The following is an 18,705-nucleotide window of genomic DNA, read 5'->3' as shown; positions in this document are numbered from 1 at the left end:
CTCCTATCAGGCGTTACCTGGCTCAGCGTCAGCTGCATCATCACCGGCGGCGCTAGGCAGACGGATTGGACGAACTGGAACCACTGTCGAGATAGCGTGCTTGTAGACCATCTGGCTGACGGTGTTTTTCAGCAGGATCACGAACTGGTCGAACGACTCGATCGTGCCTTGCAGCTTGATACCGTTGACCAGATAGATGGAAACCCCCACTTTCTCTTTACGTAAAGTATTCAAGTAAGGGTCTTGTAGCGAATGCCCTTTTGACATGTGCCGCACTCCTTTAAGGATCAATAATAAAAAATCGGAAAATAGATAGCTTATGGCCGTCACACCCCCAAGGATAGACGGCAATTGCAAGGACTCAGCTCAATATGGAGACCGTTCCCAAGTATTTCAAGGCGCGTGACAGATTGTCGCTGTCCAGGCTGTCCAACCAGTGCAAATCGCTCCAGCTGCGCAGCCAGGTGAACTGGCGCTTCGCTAATTGGCGCGTGGCAATGATGCCGCGCTCCTGCATTTCGGCTGACGTCAGCTTGCCATCCAGATGATCCCAGACTTGGCGGTAGCCTACAGCACGTATCGAAGGTAACCCTGGATGCAGGTCACCTCTTGACCGCAGTGCTACGACCTCGTCCACAAACCCCTGTTCCAACATAATTGTGAATCTTTGTGCAATTCGTTCATGCAGCACCTGGCGATTTGCCGGAGCGATGGCCAGATTCGCCACAGTATAGGGCAATTGTGACTGTCCAGATGCGCCTGCATCAGCACTTTGCGCAGTTTGTTTCAGCCGCAGTTCAGTCATGGTCTGCCCGCTGACCCGCCAGACTTCCAGAGCGCGGCTGAGGCGCTGGGGATCATTGGGGTGAATACGCGCGGCAGATACCGGATCAACCACTGCCAACTGGTCGTGCAGGGCTTGCCAGCCAAGGCGTGCAGCCTCTTCTTCGAGTTCAGCGCGCACCTGGGCATCGGCGGGCGGCATGTCGGCCAGCCCTTCCTGCAAAGCCTTGTAGTAGAGCATCGTGCCGCCCACCAGCAAGGGGATGTTGCCCCGCGCGGTGATTTGCGCCATGGCGGCCAGGGCGTCAGTGCGGAAATCCGCTGCGGAATAGCTCTCGGCCGGGTCGATGATGTCGATCAACCGGTGCGGATGCTGCGCCAGCAGCGCTTTGGAAGGCTTGGCGGTGCCGATGTCCATGTCCCGGTAAACCAGGGCTGAGTCGACACTGATGAGCTCGCACGGCAGCACCTTGGTGAGCTCGATGGCCAGGTCGGTCTTGCCGGCGGCCGTGGGGCCCATCAGGAAGATTGCGGGGGGCAAGGCACTCATCAACGGCCGCGCAAGAACAGTTTGTCCAGATCGTCCAGGCCCATCTGGGTCCAGGTCGGACGGCCATGGTTGCACTGGCCGCTGCGTTCGGTGTTTTCCATGTCGCGCAGCAGGCCGTTCATTTCCGGCAAGGCCAGGCGGCGATTGGCGCGGATGGCGCCGTGGCAGGCCATGGTGCCGAGCAGTTCGTTGATGTGTGCCTGGATACGGTCACTGGTGCCGTACTCCATCAGGTCAGCCAATACATCGGCCACCAGCCGGTTGGCTTCGGCCTGCTTGAGCAGCGCGGGAATCTGGCGAATCGCCAGGGTCTCAGGGCCCAGGCGCTGCAACTCGAAGCCCAGTTTCTGGAACACACCATGATGTTCTTCAGCGCAATCGGCCTCACGCTGGCTGACGGCCAGGGATTCCGGCACCAGCAACGGCTGGCCACTCAGGCCTTCGCTGGCCATGGCGATCTTCAGGCGCTCGTACATGATCCGCTCGTGAGCGGCATGCATGTCCACCAGCACCAGGCCATGGGCATTTTCCGCGAGGATGTAGATGCCCTTGAGCTGCGCCAACGCGTAGCCCAGGGGTGGGATATCACCGCCACCTTCCGGCAAGGCCACGGCGCCCGGCTCGGCACCTGGCAGCGGCGCAAAGAACTCACGATAGGCAGCCTGCGCTTCGGCGACCGGCACGGCCGATTGCGGACGCGGTGTGTATTGGTACTGATAACCCGCTCCCGAGCCAGAGCCCGGCGCCGTATAGCTCGGCTGGGGTTGCGGCGATTGCAGCAGGTTTGCCGCCAGGCTCATTTCGCCCTGAGGGCCAAACTCGCCCGCTTCGGGGCCGCTCGGCCGCACCACCGCCGTCACGATGGGCGCAGACAACTGGTCATCCGGGCGCACATCGCCCAGGGCACGGTGCAAGGTGCCATAGAGGAAGTCATGCACCATGCGCCCGTCACGGAAGCGCACTTCGTGCTTGGTCGGGTGCACATTGACGTCGACCACTGAAGGGTCGACCTCGAAAAACAGCACAAAGGTCGGATGCCGACCGTTGAACAACACATCGCGATAAGCCTGGCGCACCGCGTGGGCCACCAGCTTGTCGCGTACCGCCCGGCCATTTACAAAGAAATACTGCAAGTCCGCCTGGCTTCGGGAAAACGTCGGCAAACCGACCCAACCCCACAGCCGCAGGCCATTGCGTTCGACTTCAATCGGCAGCGCCTGCTCCAGGAACCCCGCACCGCACACTGCCGCGACACGGCGAGCACGCGCGGCGTCGTCGTTGGCTTCGTGCAGGCTGAGGATGGTCTTGCCGTTGTGGCGCAGGTGAAACGCCACATCGAAACGCGCCAGGGCCAGGCGCTTGATGACTTCTTGCAGGTGATCGAATTCGGTTTTTTCGGCCTTGAGGAATTTGCGCCGCGCCGGGGTGTTGAAGAACAAGTCGCGCACTTCCACAGAGGTGCCCACCGGGTGGGCAGCCGGCTGGACCCGAGGCGCCATGTCGCGGCCTTCGGTCTCCACCTGCCAGGCTTGCTCGGCATCACGGGTGCGCGACGTCAGGGTCAGACGGGCCACGGAACTGATGGAAGCCAATGCCTCACCGCGAAAGCCCAGGCTCATCACCCGCTCCAGGTCTTCCAGGTCGCGGATCTTGCTGGTGGCGTGACGGGCCAGGGCCAGCGGCAGGTCATCGGAGGAGATCCCGCTGCCATCGTCGCGGACACGCAGCAGCTTGACGCCGCCCTGCTCCACATCGACATCGATGCGTCGGGCGCCGGAGTCGATGCTGTTCTCCAGCAATTCCTTGATCACCGATGCCGGCCGCTCAACGACCTCGCCCGCCGCAATCTGGTTGGCGAGGCGCGGGCTGAGCAATTCAATGCGCGACCCGCTGTTCAAGACTGATTCGCTCATTACTGTGCCGCCAATTCAGTGCCGGGGATGGTCAATACCTGGCCGATTTTCAACTCATCGCTCTTCAGGTTGTTGGCGCTGCGCAGGGACGCGGCCGAGACCTGGAAACGCACGGCCAGCATGGCCACGGTGTCGCCGGGCTGCACGCGATGGTCGCGCGGGCCCTGGGCGATTTTGCCGGAGTCGCGCAGCCAGGCAATGTAGGTGCCCGGCGGCGGGTTCTGCTGGAAGAACTGGCGCACGCCAGCACTGATGGAGCGCGCCAAGGCCTGCTGGTGGCTGGCACTGGCCAGCTTCGAGGCTTCGTTGGCGTTGGAGATAAACCCGGTTTCCACCAGGATCGATGGGATGTCCGGCGATTTCAACACCATGAACCCGGCCTGCTCCACGCGCTGCTTATGCAACGAGGTCACCCGGCCGATGTTGCTCAACACCTTCTGGCCGACGTTCAAGCTGGAGGTCAGCGAGGCCGTCATCGACAGGTCAAGCAGTACCCCGGCGAGCATCTTGTCCTTGTCATCGAGGGACACGTTGCCGGCCCCGCCGATCAAGTCGGATCGGTTTTCACTGTCGGCCAGCCAGCGCGCGGTCTCGGACGTGGCGCCGCGATCCGACAGGGCAAACACCGAGGCACCGAAGGCCGCCGTCGAAGGCGCGGCGTCCGCATGGATCGAGACGAACAGGTCGGCGCCCTTCTTACGGGCGATTTCGGTACGGCCGCGCAACGGAATGAAGTAGTCGCCGGTACGGGTCAGTTCGGCGCGGTAGCCTTTCATGCCGTTGACCTGGCGCTGCAGCTCACGGGCGATGGCCAGCACCACGTCTTTCTCATGCTGGCCGCGCGAACCGGAGGCGCCCGGGTCTTCACCGCCGTGGCCGGCATCGATCACCACGATAATGTCGCGCTTGCCGGCCGGCGCTGGCGGCGGCGGTGGCAGCTTGACCTGGGGTTGGGACGGGTTGACCGGTACGGCCGGCACTGTCGCCACGGCCGGGGTTGGCGCCGGCGGCGGCGCGGCATCGGCGGCGTTGTCGAACAGATCGACCACCAGCCGGTTGCCGTATTGGGCGTTTGGCGCCAGGGAGAAGCTTTTCGGGGTCACGACCTTTTTCAGGTCGATTACCACCCGCAGGTCGGTCGGCGTGCGCTGCGCCGAGCGCATGGCGGTAATCGGCGTGTTGGCGGTGGACACGTTCAACGGCGCGGCCAGGGTCGCACCATTGATGTCGATCACCAGGCGATCGGGCGCCGTGAGGGTAAAGACACTGTGCTGGACCGGGCCAGACAGGTCGAACACCAGTCGCGTGTTATCCGGCGCTCGCCACAGGCGAACACTCTTCACCTGTGAAGCAGCCAGAGCATTGACAGTCATTGCCGCAAGCAACACCCCTACGACAGCAACCAACGCGCGAAAGCGCATACCTAACCCCACCAATTATTTGAATTCCAAAGCCAGAGCGGCGCACCACGACTCACCGCGCGCGCCCTGGGGCAACAACTTCAGCTGACGTCCGTGATCATGCGGCGTAATGGTAATGGTCAGGTCCGGCTTTGGCAAAAAGCCTGTGCCTTTATCTGGCCACTCAATCAGGCACAGCGCGGCTTCATCGAAGTAATCACGGATGCCCATGAATTCGAGTTCTTCGGGATCCACCAGGCGGTAGAGGTCGAAATGGAAAGCCCGCACTGCGCCGATCTCGTAGGGTTCAACCAGGGTGAACGTGGGACTCTTGACCGCCCCGGTGTGGCCCAACCCGCGAATGATCCCCCGGGACAGCGTGGTCTTGCCCGCCCCCAGGTCGCCTTCAAGAAAGATCAGCCCTGACCCGGCCGTGACCTGGGCAATACGCTGACCTAACGCCACCGTGGCGTCTTCATCGGCCAGGAAAAGAATTACTTCAGACACGGCGACTGTTCCTCCAGCAATTGACGAATGGCGGGTATCAGGTCGCTGGCGGCCAGCCCGCGACCAAAGCTGCCCTGGCGATCCCCTGCCGTGGCGTGCAACCAGACGGCCAGGCAGCTGGCTTCATAAGCCGGCATGCCCTGGGCCAGCAGCGCACCTACCAGGCCGGCCAAAACGTCACCGAGGCCCGCCGTCGCCATCGCCGGATGGCCTTGGTCACAGCGTGAAACGCGCCCGTCCGGGCTGGCAATCAAACTGCCAGCACCCTTGAGGATAGCCACTGCATTGAATTTCTGGCTCAACGCGCGCGCCACCTTAAGACGATCGGCCTGAACCTCGGCTGTCGAAATACCCAACAAGCGCGCCGCCTCCCCAGGATGCGGAGTGATCACGCAATGGGCCGGCAGGCTCACACTGCCAGTCGCCAGTTGATTGAGTGCATCGGCATCCCAGACCTGCGGCTGCCGTGCATTGGCTGCAACAGACAACAGGCTTTTACCCCAGGCGGCTTCGCCCAGGCCGGGGCCAATGACGATTACCGAGATTTTTTCCAGCAAGCCCATCAACTGGTTGGCCGAACTCACGCCGACGCTCATGACTTCCGGCAAACGGGCCAGCGCGGCCGGCACATGCTCAAGTCGAGTGGCCAGGGACACCATGCCCGCGCCACTGCGCAGGGCACTTTCGGCACTCAACAGCGCGGCACCGCCAAAGCCCCGGTCGCCGCCAATCATCAACAGGTGGCCGAACTGGCCTTTATGGGCGTCCGGGGAACGCGCAGCCAGTTGCGGCAAATGGCCGTGCAACAAAGGCTGAACGTCGGTTATTTCGTGTTTTGTCTGCGGCATGCGTCTTCAAGCTCCGATGTCTGGCAGAATTATACGCATCTAACCTGTGGTTTCCCGTGTCTCATGCCCGCTATTACCTCCGATCTGCCCGCCCTCGCCCAATCGATCAAGGACTGGGGCCGCGAGCTGGGCTTTCAACAAGTCGGCATCAGCGGCCTGGACCTGGCCGAGCATGAACAACATCTGCAACGCTGGCTCGACGCGGGCTACCACGGCGAGATGGACTACATGGGCGCCCATGGCAGCAAACGCTCGCACCCGGACGAACTGGTGCCGGGTACCCTGCGCGTGGTGTCGCTGCGCATGGATTACCTGCCCGGCGATACGCAGATGGCGCAACTGCTGGCAAAACCGGAAAAAGCCTACATCTCGCGCTATGCCCTGGGCCGCGACTACCACAAGCTGATCCGCAAGCGCGTGCAGCAGTTGGCCGACCGCATCCAGGCGCAGATCGGCCCTTTCGGCTTTCGCGCCTTTGTCGACAGCGCGCCCGTGCTGGAAAAGGCCATTGCCGAACAAGCCGGCCTTGGCTGGATCGGTAAAAACACCCTGGTGCTCAATCGCAAGGCCGGCAGTTATTTCTTCCTCAGCGAACTGTTTGTCGATTTGCCGCTGCCCGTGGATCCACCCCACGCCACGGAGCACTGCGGCCGCTGCACCGCCTGCCTGGATATCTGCCCCACCAACGCGTTTGTCGGCCCCTATGTGCTGGACGCCCGGCGCTGCATTTCCTACCTGACCATCGAACTCAAGAGCGCCATCCCTGAAGACCTGCGCCCGCTGATCGGCAATCGGGTATTCGGCTGCGATGACTGTCAGATCGTTTGTCCGTGGAATCGTTTCGCGCGACCCACTGCCGAGAGCGATTTCACGCCACGGCACAACCTGGATAACGCAGAACTGGCGGAGCTGTTCATGTGGGATGAGGATAAATTCCTCAGCAGTACCGAAGGCTCACCGTTGCGCCGTGCCGGTTACGAGCGCTGGCTGCGCAACCTGGCGGTGGGCCTGGGCAATGCGCCGTCGAGCATTCCGGTGCTGGAAGCCTTGAAGGCACGCCGGGATTACCCGTCGGAGCTGGTGCGCGAGCATGTGGAATGGGCGCTGAACCAGCACGCATCGCGCTAGTGCACGTCGTCGTTGTAGACGAACTTGGGCATTTCCCAGTGAAACCGGATCGCCAGCAGGCGCAATAGAAAGCCGCTGAACAGGGTCAGTAGAATCGCCTGCTCGCTGGGCAGTTCCAGGTAGAGGCACAGCAGGTAAAACCAGGCGGCGAGGAATGACACGCTGGCGTACAGTTCACGGCGGAAGATCAGCGGAATGTCGTTGCAGAAGATATCCCGCAGAATGCCGCCGAAGACGCCGGTGATCACCCCGCTGACCGAGGCCACCAGCATGCCGTGGCCCATTTCCAGGGCGGTCATGCAGCCGATCAAGGTGAAAGCAACCAGGCCCACGGCATCCAGCGCGAGGAACAGCGAGCGCAGGCGACGCATCAAGGGTGCGATAAAGATCGTCACCAGCGCCGCGATGGAGGTCAGCACCAGGTATTCCGGATGCTTGACCCACGTCAGCGGGTAGTGGCCGAGCAATACATCACGTACCGAGCCGCCGCCCAACGCCGTCACGCAGGCGATCAGCACCACACCAAACCAGTCCATGCCGCGCCGGCCGGCGGACAACGCGCCGGTCATGGCTTCGGCGGTGATGGCGATGAGGTAGAGCATCAGCAGCATGATGGCGATCCTTGTAGTGAGCGGGCTTGCCCCGCGCTGGGCTGCGCAGCAGCCCCAAATACTTGGCGATGATATCTATAGGGAGAAATGCGGCAACGGCAGTGGGGCCGCTACGCAGCCCAGCGCGGGGCAAGCCCGCTCACCACAGGAAGCCCGGACACGGTAAGAAACCGTTTCAAGCCTTGATGAAATGCTTGCGGTAATGCTGCAGCTCGGCGATCGACTCGCGAATATCATCCAGCGCCAAGTGCGTGCTGCCTTTATGGAAGCTGTCCTTGACCTCCGGCGCCCAGCGCGCAGCCAGTTCCTTGAGCGTGGACACATCCAGGTTGCGGTAGTGGAAGTAGCTTTCCAGCGCTTTCATATGGGTATAAAGGAAGCGACGGTCCTGACAGATGCTGTTGCCGCAGATCGGCGACTTGCCCTTGGGCACCCACTTCTCCAGGAAGGCAATGGTTTCGGCTTCGGCTTCGGCCATGCTGATGCGGCTGTCACGCACACGCTGGGTCAGGCCGGAGTTGCCGTGGGTGCGGGTGTTCCACTCGTCCATGGTGGCAAGCACGGCGTCGCTGTGGTGGATGGCGATCACCGGACCTTCGGCCAAGGTGTTGAGGTTGCTGTCGGTGACAATGGTCGCCATCTCGATGATGACGTCGGTGTCAGGGTTCAGACCGGTCATTTCCAGATCGATCCAAATCAGGTTCTGTGGGTTTTGCATGGCTTGATTCTCTTGGCACCTTGGCGTAGCTGCGCAGTTTAGCAGGCGGGGCCGTGCTAGACTCGCGACCGTTTTACCCAACCTTTGCATTATCGACACGGAACACCAATGGCCAAACGCCAGCTCAATCGTCGCCAAAACTGGCGCATCGAAAAGATTCAAGGTGAACGCGCCGCCCGCGCCGCCAAACGTGAATCCTCCGCCGTGGAAGCGCTCGAGGGCGGCGACCTGGGCCCCGAACAGACGGGCCTGGTAATTGCGCACTTCGGTGTGCAGGTCGAAGTCGAGGCGCTGGAAGGCGAACTCGCGGGCCTGGTGTTCCGCTGCCACTTGCGCGCCAACCTGCCTGCGCTGGTCACCGGCGACAAGGTGGTATGGCGCGCCGGCAACCAGGGCATCGGCGTGATCGTCGCCCAACTGCCGCGCAGCACCGAACTGCGCCGCCCCGACAGCCGTGGCCAGCTCAAGCCGGTAGCGGCCAACGTCGACATGATCGTGATCGTGTTTGCACCACTGCCCGAGCCCCATGCCAACCTGATCGACCGCTACCTGGTGGCAGCCGAGCATGCCGGCATTCGCCCGTTGTTGCTGCTGAACAAATTCGACCTGATCGACGAGCAGAATGCCCCCGCGCTCAACGCGCTGCTGGCGGTCTACCGCACCCTGGGCTACCCGGTGCTGGAAGTCTCGGCCCATCACGGCAATGGCATGGAACAGCTGCAACAGCAGTTGGACGGACGTATCAGCGTCTTTGTCGGCCAGTCGGGCGTGGGCAAATCCTCGCTGGTCAATAGCCTGCTGCCGGAAGTCGATACCCGCGTGGGCCCGCTGTCGGAGCTGTCCGGCCAGGGCACCCACACCACTACCACGGCGCGGCTGTTCCACTTCCCGGGCGGCGGTGAGTTGATCGACTCCCCGGGCATCCGTGAATTCGGCCTCGGCCACGTCAGCCGCAGCGACGTGGAAGCTGGCTTTATCGAATTCAACGACCTGATCGGCACCTGCCGCTTCCGCGATTGCAAACACGATCGCGAGCCGGGCTGCGCCCTGCTCAAGGCCCTGGAAGACGGCCGCGTGCAGCAGCAGCGGATGAACAGCTATCGGTCGATTATTGCGAGCTTGCCGGAAAGCAGTTATTGAGCAGGCATTTCCTGATACATATAAATGGAGACGTAAAGCACCCTGCTCCATTGATTTAGCGGGAGCTGGCATCAAGAATTCGGCACAACTGGGTGGCTCACCGACGCAAGCCAGCTTGAATTCGACATTCCTGATGCCCATAATCGCTCCGTCACCAGCGCAGGCTGGCAGGAGTCTGGATCCTTTTCGGGGTTGATCCAGCGGCGCAGAAGGGGCGATGCAAGCTCCACTGCGTGTCGAATGAAGCCGCCTTCGGGCGGCTTTGCTTTTTGTGGGGAATTGACGATTGACTCTCTACTATCATCCCAAACAAGGCGATGTGCTGCTTTGTGACTTCACCCGCGGCTTTGTGGCCCCGGAGATGCTCAAGATCCGCAAGGTGGTGGTGATATCCCCTACAGCCACCCACAAGCGCAAACTCTGTACCGTTGTACCGATCGCCTCTACCGCGCCGGAGATCCAGTACGACTGGCATCACCTGCTTCGTACAAATCCACTTCAATCCGATGGCTACAAAGAGCTGTGGGTGAAGTGCGACATGATTTATACCGTCAGCTTCGAGCGCCTCGACAAGCTGCATAGAAAGATCCGATCCAAAGGACGAGAATACTTCGTGCCACGCTTGGGCACCGACGACATGCAAGGCGTGATCAGCGGGGTCAAGGCCTATCTACCACTCTGAGTAGAAATGAAAACGCCCCGATCAGTCGGGGCGTTTTCATTGGTAGACACGCTGTATATGGCTTAGGACCCCGTCGCCGGCGCCGTAGGGTCTTTCACGCCGCCATCATCAAACAGGTTCAGCTTCTGCCGCAGCTCATGGGCCGGCAATGGCTCCTGGCCGGGCGGGATGGCATGTGGGGCGGCCGGCACTTCACCCGGCGCACCTGCTCCCGGGGTCGGTTGTGGTGGCGGCTGATCGCCTTCAATCGCACGCTGGGCCTTTTTGGTCAGCACCACGATATCGATGCGGCGGTTGATCGGGTTGAACGGATCCTTCGCATCAAACAGTTGCGAGGACGCAAACCCCACCACCCGCGCCACTTGCGGGTCGGGATAGCTGCCGGCCACCAGCGCACGACGCGCGGCGTTGGCACGGTTGGCGGAAAGCTCCCAATTGCCGAAGTCACCCTGGCCCGCGTAAGGCTTGGCGTCGGTGTGGCCGCTGATGCTGATCTTGTTCGGCACCGCCTTGATAGTGTCGGCCATGGCCAGCAGGATGTCTTCAAAGTACGGTTTCAAGCGTGCGCTGCCAGAGTCGAACATCGGCCGGTTGGCGGCGTCGGTGATCTGGATACGCAAGCCATCCGGGGTGATCTCGAACGAAATCTGATCCTTGAACTTCAGCAGTTGCGGGTTTTCCTCCACCTTGTTCTGCAACTCTTGCAGCAACAGCTCAAGACGTTCCTGCTCGACCTGCTCGGCCATGGCTTCGACGGTATCGCGCTCGATCGGGATTTTTTCCTGCGGTGCTTCGGTCTTGACTTCCGGGTTGATGGTGCGCTCAGGCGCCAATTGCGGCGAACCGCCCAGGTCGATCACAAAGGGCGTGCCGCTTTCCGAGAAGCCAATCGGGTCTTTGAAGTAGCCGGCAATGGCGATCTTCTGTTCGGGCGTGGCGGTGGACATCAGCCACAGCACCAGGAAGAACGCCATCATCGCCGTGGCAAAGTCGGCGAAAGCGATTTTCCAGGCGCCGCCATGGTGCCCCGCAGCGAAGCGCTTGACGCGCTTGATGATTATCGGCTGGTTGTTTTCCATGGCTTAGCGACCGCGAACCGCTTGTTCCAGCTCGGCGAAGCTTGGGCGATGCTTCGGGTACAGCACCTTGCGACCGAACTCCACCGCCAACGAAGGCGGCATGCCGGAAGCGGACGCCACCAGGCTGGCCTTGATCGATTCGTACAGGTTGATTTCTTCCTTGGCATCGTGGGCCAGGGAGGTCGCCAGCGGGCCGAAGAAGCCGTAGGCCGCGAGAATACCGAAGAAGGTACCCACCAGCGCCGCACCTACGTGCATGCCGATAGCCGCCTGGTCACCTTCCCCCAGGGAAGCCATGGTTACCACGATACCCAGTACCGCCGCGACGATACCGAAGCCGGGCATGCCGTCGGCTACACCGGTCACGGCATGGGAAGGATGCTCCAATTCTTCCTTGAGGCTGAACAATTCCATGTCGAACAGGCCCTCAAGCTCATGGGGAGCCATGTTGCCGGAGGACATGATGCGCAGGTAGTCACAGATGTAGGCGGTCATGCGCTCATCTTTGAGCACGGCCGGGTACTTGGCGAAAATCGGGCTGGCCGCGGCGTCCTCGATGTCGGCCTCGATGGCCATCATGCCTTCGCGGCGGCTCTTGTTGAGGATCTCGTAAACCAGGCCCAACACTTCCAGATAGAACGTGTGGGTGAAACGCGAACCGAACATGCCCAGCGACTTCTTGATCACGTGCATGGTCATGTAGCCGGGGTTCGCCTGCAGGAAGGCACCCAGTGCCGCACCACCGATAATCATCACCTCGAAAGGCTGGATCAGTGCCGCAATTTTACCGTGGGACAGGACGTAGCCGCCGAGCACGCTCGCGAAGACGACGATAATGCCGATAATTTTAGCCATAGGAGATGAGTACTTGCGCCGTCGGGTTCATGGACATATTTGGGGGAACTGGAAAACTCTTGTTCTACTTATCGGCAAAACTGCGCCAGACTATAGCCCGTTAAGGCGAAAAGCCAGTTCGGCCCGCTCCGGGTGTGTTGACCGCAAGTGATGATCGCGCCCCAATCATGGCTAATGAAACGACAGTCCCAACTGCAAAACCTGCTTCTCTAGCCGCTTGGATCAAGCGCCTGGACGAAGTGCTGCTGCCTGTTCCACAGGCCAGCCATGACCGCGTGTGCAAAGCCATCCGCGATAGCCGCAGTTCGTTGCGAGATATTGCCGAGCTGATGCAAAACAGCCCGGCCCTCGTACTCAGCGTCATGCGCGAGGCCAACAGCCACACCCATGGCAGCCTGACGGCGCCGGCGGAAAACCTCGAAGTGGCGCTTAACCGCCTGGGCCTCAAACGCGCCGAGGAACTGCTGGCACGCCTGCCGTCAGTGCCGGCCCATGAAATTCCCGTAGCGCTGCGCCAGTTGCTGCTGGTCAGCCAGCACGCCTCGCAACAAGCCAATGGATTGTTCGGCAGTCGCCTGGCGCGGCTGTGGCAGGACATTCATTGGGGCAGCCTGCTGTTTCTTTCACCGCTGTGGCCGATGGCCGTTGCCTACCCCAAGCTCCTGGAAGAATGGGAACTGCGGGTCATCCACAAGGGCGAGTCGGCACGCAAGGTCGAACAGGCATTGTTCGGCGTGCGCCTGCTGGACCTGTGCCTCGGCCTGACCGAGACCTGGCACCTGCCAATCTGGGTGTCCCAGGGGTATACCTTGCTGCGGACCGAGCAGCGCTTGCTGGTCAAGGCCCTGCACATCGCCCGCGAAGACGACCCTCTTCGTCACCAGCAATTGCTCGACGCCGATCCCAACCTGCGCCGCTGGTTGAATCAGCCGGCCAATACGGTACTGCTGGCCAACGGCCTGGCGATGTCGGCCCAGGAGTCCTGGACCTGCCCGCACACCCAGCGCTGGCAATACCTCACCGCGTTGTACCTGCAACAGCCCCTGGGCGAAGTGCAGCAACAGGTCCACCAGCAAGCCGTCACCAGTGCCCGCGACACCTTGATGCCCGATCTCTGGCACCCGGCGCTGTCGCTGATCTGGCCGTGGCATGTACACAAGATTCATCGCGGCCTGTTACCGGCACCACCGCCCACCGCCGAAGCCCTGGCCGTCTGGCGCAAGCGTTGTACCGAACTGCTGGTGGAGCCGAGCCGTTTTGCCAACGCCATGCATTTGACCACGTGCGCCAAGGAAGCCCTGGTGGCCAGCGGCATGCAGCGCGTCCTGTTATTTATGGCCGATCGAGCCCTGAGCACCTTGCGTGTGCATCAGGCCGACGGCCTGCCGAAGGACGCCGCCAACCTGAGCCTGGATGTGGTCAACAGCACGCTGCTGCAGCGCCTGCTGGAAAAGTCCGCCCAGGTGCGCCTCACACCGGAAAACCACGCCCAGTTCTCGGCACTGCTGCCGCCGATCCTGCGCCGCCTGTTCACCGGCGAGCACCTGTTGTTGCGGTCCATGAGCTGCAACGGGCGCGTGGTGATGGTGATGATCGCCGACCAGGGCGGCGGGCCGTTCTCGGAAACCACCGTGCAGGCCTTCGGTAAAACTGCCCAATGCATCGAGAAAGCCCTGCACAGCTTTACCAACCGCAGCGCTTGATGCTTGCGCTACAATCGCCGTCCTTTAATCGCCAACATTTGTGCCCAGGAGACCTCACATGCCTGACTTCTCTGGCTTGCCGCTGGTGATCGAGTCCAGTGACCTGCTCGCTCAACTGGATGCCGAACACCTGATTCTGGTGGACCTCACCAGTGCCGCCCGCTACGCCGAAGGGCACATCCCCGGCGCGCATTTCGTTGACCCCAAGCGCACCCAGCTGGGCCAGGCGCCGGCACCCGGCCTGCTGCCCGGCAAGGCCGAGCTTGAGAAACTGTTCGGCGAACTGGGCCACACGCCCGACGCCACCTACGTGGTCTATGACGACGAAGGCGGTGGCTGGGCCGGGCGTTTCATCTGGATGCTCGATGTGATCGGCCACCAGAAATACCACTACCTGGATGGCGGCCTGCTGGCGTGGCTGGAGGGCAAGCACCCGCTCTCCACCGACGTGCCCGTCCCGGCCGGCGGCCCGGTCAGTCTTACGCTGCACGATGGCCCCACCGCCACCCGCGAATACCTGCAAAGCCGTCTTGGGGCTGCCGACCTGGGCATCTGGGATGCGCGTGGCCCGCTGGAATACTCCGGCGAGAAAGTCCTCGCGGCCAAAGGCGGCCACATCCCCGGCGCGGTGAATTTCGAGTGGACTGCCGGCATGGACAAGGCGCGCAACCTGCGCATTCGCCGCGACATGCCGCAGATCCTCGAAGACCTCGGGCTGACCAAAGACAAAGAAATCATCACCCACTGCCAGACTCATCATCGCTCTGGCTTCACCTACCTGGTGGCCAAGGCGCTCGGTTATCCGCGAGTCAAAGGTTATGCCGGTTCCTGGGGCGAATGGGGCAACCACCCCGACACCCCCGTCGAGATTTAAGGTTTAAGGACAGTCAATGAAAAAGCAGTTGTTTATCCTCAGCCAGTACCTGCTGCCGCACCACCTGCTGTCGCGGTTGGCCGGCTGCATTGCCGAGTGCCGCGTGCGCTGGTTCAAGAATGCCTTCACCACGTGGTTCGCCAAGCGCTATCAAGTGGACATGTCCCAGGCCCTGGTAGAAGACGTGACCGCTTACGAGCACTTCAACGCCTTCTTCACCCGCGCCCTGAAAGACGGTGCTCGCCCACTGGACCAGACCCCTGGCGCAGTATTGAGCCCAGCCGATGGCGCAGTCAGCCAGCTTGGCCCCATCGAGCACGGTCGTGTGTTCCAGGCCAAAGGCCACAGCTTCAGCGTGCTGGAACTGTTGGGCGGCGATGCAGCGGTCGCTGCGCCGTTCATGGGCGGCGATTTCGCCACCATCTACCTGTCGCCGAAGGACTACCACCGGGTGCATATGCCACTGGCCGGCACCCTGCGTGAAATGGTCTACGTGCCTGGGCGGATTTTCTCGGTGAACCAGACCACCGCCGAAAACGTGCCGGAGTTGTTCGCGCGTAACGAGCGTGTTGTCTGCCTGTTCGACACCGAACGCGGCCCGATGGCCGTGGTATTGGTCGGTGCGATGATTGTGGCGTCAATTGAAACCGTATGGGCCGGCCTGGTGACTCCGCCGAAGCGCGAGCTGAAAACCTTCCGCTATGACGAAGCTGCCCGCGCGCCGATTCACCTGGAGAAGGGTGCGGAACTGGGTCGCTTCAAGTTGGGCTCCACTGCGATCGTGCTGTTCGGGCCGGATCAGGTGAAGTGGGCTGAAGAACTGGTGGCGGGTTCGCCGGTGCAGATGGGCCAAGGCATCGCCTTACCTAAAGCCTGACGCCGAACCCAATGTGGGAGGGGGTTTGCCCCCTCCCACATTTAGTCAGTTACAACTGACCGTCGCGGTCGCGAAAACCCAGCAGATACAGCACGCCATCCAACCCCAGGGTAGAAATCGCCTGCTTGGCCGATTGCTTGACCAATGGCTTGGCGCGGAATGCCACACCCAAACCGGCAATTGCCAGCATCGGCAGGTCGTTGGCGCCGTCACCGACCGCAATGGTCTGCTCCAGACGCAAACCTTCCTTGTGGGCCAATTCCTTCAGCAGGTCCGCCTTGCGCTGCGCATCGACAATCGGCTCGACCGCGACGCCGGTCACTTTGCCATCCACCACTTCCAATTCGTTGGCGAACACATAGTCGATGCCCAGCTTGGCCTGCAATTGCTTGGCGAAGTAGGTGAAGCCACCCGACAGGATTGCCGTCTTGTAGCCCAGGCGCTTGAGTTCGGCAAACAGGGTTTCGGCGCCTTCGGTCAGGCGCAGCGACGCGCCGATGGAGTCCAGCACGTTCACGTCCAGGCCCTTGAGCAAAGCCAGGCGCTCCTTGAAGCTGGCGCGGAAATCCAATTCCCCGGCCATGGCGCGCTCGGTGATTTCGGAAACCTGCTCACCCACGCCGGCCGCCTTGGCCAACTCGTCGATAACTTCGGCTTCGATCAGCGTGGAGTCCATGTCGAACACCGCCAGGCGGCGATTGCGACGGAAGAGAGAGTCTTCCTGGAAGGCGATATCGACATTCAGCTCCTGGGCCACGCTGAGGAATTCGGCGCGCAGGGCTTGCGGGTCGGCAGGCTCACCGCGCACGGAGAACTCGATGCAGCCCTTGCCCTTGTCGGCCGGGGTGTCCAATGGCATGCGCCCCGACAGACGGTCGATATGGTCGATGTTCAAACCATACTGCGCGGTAATAGAGCTGACGCGCTGCAGCTGTTCGGCGGTGACCTTGCGGGTCAGCAGCGTCACGATATGGCGCTTCTTGCCCTGGCCGGCCACCCACTGCTGGTAATCCGCTTCGGACACCGGGGTGAAACGCACCTGCTGATCGAGCTTATACGCCGTAAACAGGATGTCCTTGAGCACCGATGAGGCCTGCTCGGTGCTGGGGATTTCCACCAGGATGCCGAACGACAGCGTGTCGTGGATCACCGCCTGGCCGATGTCGAGAATGTTCACACCACCCTGGGCCAGAACGCCGGTAATGGCTGCGGTAAGACCTGGGCGGTCTTCACCAGTGATGTTAATCAGGACAATTTCGCGCAAGGCGCACCCCCAGGCTGGAAAAAAACCGCATTCTACCCACTTTCAGTGACCATCGGGCACAGCCAGCGCTTTGCCGGTCTTGGGCCTGTCGCTATACTGCGCGTCAACTTCACGGACCAAGAGCCGAGCTCAAGTGAACCGGCCCACGCCAGTAAAAACCGACAACTTCTTCCTGCTGATCTTCCGGGCACTGCGCCACCGCCGTGTACCGATCGCATTACGCATCGCCAGCCATAACGTGATCCTGGTCGCATTGGCCCTGGTGATCTACGCCTGCGTGATGGGTTTGCAATTCAAGCAGGCCATGCACGAGCAGGCCGACGCCCTGGGCGAGAGCCTGACCACGCAGACCGCCACTTCGGCGACTGAGCTGCTGGTGTCCAACGACATCCTCAGCCTCAACGTGCTGCTCAACAACCTGACCAAGAACCCGCTGGTGGCCCATGCTGCCATCTACAGCGTGGACAACCGCATCATGGCCGAAGCCGGGCAGCGCCCGAAAAACGGCCTGTTGGGCGAAGCCGAAGGCCTGTACCAGAGCAATATCACGTTTCAGGATGTGAAGGCCGGCCAACTGCGTATCAGCCTCGACATGCAGCAGTTCCAGCAGCCGATGACCATCAGCCTGCAAAGCATGGGCATCCTCAGCGCCATCCTGCTGGCATTGGCCCTGGCCCTGAGCCTGCGCCTGGGGCGGCATATCTCCACGCCGCTCATGCAACTGCGCATCTGGCTGCGGGACATCGACGAGCACACCCCGGCAACCGACCGCCAGGATGAAATCGGCGACCTTGCCCGCCAGCTGCACGCCAGCTTCGCCCCGGAACCGGTGGTGCCCGAGGTCGAGCCAGAGCCTGAATACGACGACACCGATTACGACGAAGAGCCCGAGTTCGAAGTGCGCAACCTGCGTGACCCGGGCTTCGACGAGCGTCCGCCGGTGGCGGGCCTCAAGCCGGCACCGCGCCATGCCTTCAAGGCCGAAGAAGACGAGCTGGACGATGAAGACCCCTTCGCCGACCTGCGCGATACGTCAGCCGACAGCCCCGCAATCGCCCCCAAGGCGGCGCCGGTACGCAGCAGCGAGCCGCAGTACAGCGCTGTGCTCGCCGTGCAATTGGGTGCCCAGGACCAATTGCGTCGCCTGCCCCGCGCACGCCTGACCGAACTGCTGGAGCGCTACCGCGACTGCCTCGACCAGGCCGCCTCGCTGTACCAGAGCGAACTGCACACCCTGAACGACGGCAGCACGCTGATGCTGTTCCACAGCGAAGACAGCGGCGAAGATTACCTGACCAATGCGATTTGCTGCGGTGAGTTGCTGCGCGCCCTGGGCCATGAATTGCAGATCGAAGTCGCCGACAGCGGGATCACCCTGCAACTGCAACTGGGCCTCACCGTGGGCGACGACCTGTTCGGCATGAGCCAGATCGACCTGCTGCTGACTGAAAACGCCCAGGACGCACTGGCCTTGTCCCAACACAGCCGCAACCTGCTGCTGGTGGAGCGCAAGATCAGTGAAGACACGCTGATCCGCCAGCGCGCGCGTATCCGCCCGATTGCCAGCCCTGAGGGGGCAAGCTGCGTGGAGCGGTTGATGGAGCCGTATCCATCGATGCTGGAGCGGCAGTTGGCACGGATGCATGAGACCCGCTCCAAGCCCTGAAGTAATGTGGGAGGGGGTTGCCCCCTCCCATATTTGGATCTCCACAAACCTCAAGTAAATCGCACACAAACAAAAGGCCCGCTGATTCAGCGGGCCTTTTGTTTGTG

General features: G+C 61.8%; 18 protein-coding genes. 7 read left to right on the top strand and 11 right to left on the bottom strand.

Translation table 11 applies throughout. The features are described 5' to 3' along the window. Window positions 1-6 precede the first annotated feature (6 nt). The 6 genes from hfq to Q8X51_RS22045 all read right to left on the bottom strand — a co-directional run bounded on the left by hfq (window position 7) and on the right by Q8X51_RS22045 (window position 6,001). Window positions 7-267: an RNA chaperone Hfq gene (hfq, locus tag Q8X51_RS22070; protein WP_003171355.1), complete on the bottom strand. Its 261-nt coding sequence runs from the start codon at window positions 265-267 to the stop codon at window positions 7-9. Window positions 268-361: 94 nt separating this feature from the next. Beyond that, on the bottom strand, window positions 362-1,333 hold the full coding sequence (gene miaA, locus Q8X51_RS22065; RefSeq protein ID WP_074848585.1) for a tRNA (adenosine(37)-N6)-dimethylallyltransferase MiaA: 972 nt from the start codon (window positions 1,331-1,333) through the stop codon (window positions 362-364). Continuing rightward, window positions 1,333-3,246: a DNA mismatch repair endonuclease MutL gene (gene mutL, locus Q8X51_RS22060; protein WP_065925627.1), complete on the bottom strand. Its 1,914-nt coding sequence runs from the start codon at window positions 3,244-3,246 to the stop codon at window positions 1,333-1,335. Before mutL ends, miaA begins: the two co-directional genes overlap by 1 nt. Continuing rightward, window positions 3,246-4,667 carry an N-acetylmuramoyl-L-alanine amidase gene (locus Q8X51_RS22055; RefSeq protein ID WP_027604902.1) on the bottom strand — a complete coding sequence of 474 codons (1,422 nt, stop codon included), beginning with the start codon at window positions 4,665-4,667 and terminating at the stop codon, window positions 3,246-3,248. Before Q8X51_RS22055 ends, mutL begins: the two co-directional genes overlap by 1 nt. A 15-nt stretch (window positions 4,668-4,682) precedes the next feature. Continuing rightward, window positions 4,683-5,153, bottom strand: coding sequence for a tRNA (adenosine(37)-N6)-threonylcarbamoyltransferase complex ATPase subunit type 1 TsaE (gene tsaE / locus Q8X51_RS22050; protein ID WP_407693586.1), 471 nt, complete (start codon window positions 5,151-5,153; stop codon window positions 4,683-4,685). Beyond that, window positions 5,141-6,001 carry an NAD(P)H-hydrate dehydratase gene (locus Q8X51_RS22045; RefSeq protein ID WP_065925629.1) on the bottom strand — a complete coding sequence of 287 codons (861 nt, stop codon included), beginning with the start codon at window positions 5,999-6,001 and terminating at the stop codon, window positions 5,141-5,143. Before Q8X51_RS22045 ends, tsaE begins: the two co-directional genes overlap by 13 nt. Window positions 6,002-6,064: 63 nt before the next feature. Here Q8X51_RS22045 and queG point away from each other — a divergent pair, with 63 nt between their 5' ends. Then, on the top strand, window positions 6,065-7,129 hold the full coding sequence (gene queG, locus Q8X51_RS22040; RefSeq protein WP_065946607.1) for a tRNA epoxyqueuosine(34) reductase QueG: 1,065 nt from the start codon (window positions 6,065-6,067) through the stop codon (window positions 7,127-7,129). On the opposite strand, the gene Q8X51_RS22035 is transcribed toward queG, so the two are convergent. Together Q8X51_RS22035 and orn are read right to left on the bottom strand one after the other, a co-directional pair. Beyond that, complete coding sequence (locus Q8X51_RS22035) at window positions 7,126-7,743, bottom strand: trimeric intracellular cation channel family protein (RefSeq protein WP_175403002.1); 618 nt, start codon at window positions 7,741-7,743, stop codon at window positions 7,126-7,128. The two genes, queG and Q8X51_RS22035, sit on opposite strands and share 4 nt — an antisense overlap. Before the next feature lie 172 nt (window positions 7,744-7,915). After that, on the bottom strand, window positions 7,916-8,458 hold the full coding sequence (gene orn, locus Q8X51_RS22030) for an oligoribonuclease (protein WP_010213620.1): 543 nt from the start codon (window positions 8,456-8,458) through the stop codon (window positions 7,916-7,918). 108 nt (window positions 8,459-8,566) lie between these two features. On the opposite strand from orn, the gene rsgA reads away from it, so the two are divergent. Then, on the top strand, window positions 8,567-9,598 hold the full coding sequence (gene rsgA, locus Q8X51_RS22025; protein ID WP_065925631.1) for a small ribosomal subunit biogenesis GTPase RsgA: 1,032 nt from the start codon (window positions 8,567-8,569) through the stop codon (window positions 9,596-9,598). A gap of 286 nt (window positions 9,599-9,884) precedes the next feature. Further along, entirely contained in the window at window positions 9,885-10,280 is a 396-nt protein-coding gene (locus tag Q8X51_RS22020) for a type II toxin-antitoxin system PemK/MazF family toxin (RefSeq protein WP_407693585.1), read from the top strand. A 62-nt stretch (window positions 10,281-10,342) separates the two neighbouring features. Here the strand turns inward: Q8X51_RS22020 and motB are convergent, their stop codons facing one another. Both motB and motA read right to left on the bottom strand, forming a co-directional pair. After that, window positions 10,343-11,359, bottom strand: coding sequence for a flagellar motor protein MotB (motB, locus tag Q8X51_RS22015; protein WP_407693584.1), 1,017 nt, complete (start codon window positions 11,357-11,359; stop codon window positions 10,343-10,345). A gap of 3 nt (window positions 11,360-11,362) precedes the next feature. After that, window positions 11,363-12,214 (bottom strand): flagellar motor stator protein MotA, encoded by an 852-nt coding sequence (gene motA, locus Q8X51_RS22010; RefSeq protein ID WP_053139364.1) that lies wholly within the window; start codon window positions 12,212-12,214, stop codon window positions 11,363-11,365. Between the two features lie 167 nt (window positions 12,215-12,381). On the opposite strand from motA, the gene Q8X51_RS22005 reads away from it, so the two are divergent. The 3 genes from Q8X51_RS22005 to asd are packed head-to-tail and all read left to right on the top strand — an operon-like array spanning window position 12,382 to window position 15,668. Continuing rightward, window positions 12,382-13,917 carry an HDOD domain-containing protein gene (locus tag Q8X51_RS22005; protein ID WP_407693583.1) on the top strand — a complete coding sequence of 512 codons (1,536 nt, stop codon included), beginning with the start codon at window positions 12,382-12,384 and terminating at the stop codon, window positions 13,915-13,917. Between the two features lie 58 nt (window positions 13,918-13,975). After that, window positions 13,976-14,791, top strand: coding sequence for a rhodanese-like domain-containing protein (locus Q8X51_RS22000; RefSeq protein WP_065946609.1), 816 nt, complete (start codon window positions 13,976-13,978; stop codon window positions 14,789-14,791). Window positions 14,792-14,807: 16 nt separating this feature from the next. Next, window positions 14,808-15,668 (top strand): archaetidylserine decarboxylase, encoded by an 861-nt coding sequence (gene asd, locus Q8X51_RS21995; protein ID WP_003171334.1) that lies wholly within the window; start codon window positions 14,808-14,810, stop codon window positions 15,666-15,668. 49 nt (window positions 15,669-15,717) lie between these two features. Here the strand turns inward: asd and serB are convergent, their stop codons facing one another. Then, entirely contained in the window at window positions 15,718-16,932 is a 1,215-nt protein-coding gene (gene serB, locus Q8X51_RS21990; RefSeq protein WP_065925636.1) for a phosphoserine phosphatase SerB, read from the bottom strand. Between the two features lie 133 nt (window positions 16,933-17,065). Here serB and Q8X51_RS21985 point away from each other — a divergent pair, with 133 nt between their 5' ends. Then, entirely contained in the window at window positions 17,066-18,598 is a 1,533-nt protein-coding gene (locus Q8X51_RS21985; RefSeq protein WP_027604913.1) for an AhpA/YtjB family protein, read from the top strand. The last annotated feature ends 107 nt before the right edge of the window (window positions 18,599-18,705 follow it).

This window comes from Pseudomonas sp. Yb2C2, from assembly GCF_052112325.1.
GTDB classification, from domain to species: domain Bacteria; phylum Pseudomonadota; class Gammaproteobacteria; order Pseudomonadales; family Pseudomonadaceae; genus Aquipseudomonas; species Aquipseudomonas marginalis.
The sequence above is the reverse complement of the archived record's forward strand: the minus strand, read 5'-3'. Positions and strand labels throughout refer to the sequence as shown.